The 258-nt window shown below is 55.4% G+C and carries 1 protein-coding gene; it reads right to left on the bottom strand.

All coding sequences use genetic code 11. The features are described from left to right. The coding region (locus NXS07_RS21320; RefSeq protein ID WP_258087678.1) for a hypothetical protein at nucleotides 1-221 on the bottom strand (221 nt) is incomplete at its 3' end. Between the last annotated feature and the right edge of the window lie 37 nt (nucleotides 222-258).

Genomic DNA, 258 nt, shown 5'->3' with positions numbered 1-258 from the left:
ACACGATGACCCATGCCAACGCGGTAGTCGCCGTGTTTCCGACAAGCCACCATTTCAGATTTGCCAACGTCCCGTTTCGATGCGCTACGAACCACGAAACCGCGACCAGCACTGTTGAGATGGCGAGAACATAGTAGCTTGCTGCCGCTATTTTTCCGAATATCGCCAACCAACTGCCACCCAAGCCGAGCAACATCATGGCCATTGGAAGAACACAGCATGTCGCGACCCAGAGCGGAAACCGATCCCAGGTGGCTG

Origin of the sequence: Xenorhabdus bovienii, from assembly GCF_024721015.1 — a bacterium.
GTDB lineage: Bacteria > Pseudomonadota > Gammaproteobacteria > Enterobacterales > Enterobacteriaceae > Xenorhabdus > Xenorhabdus bovienii.
This window is presented reverse-complemented; position numbering and strand designations above follow the sequence as displayed.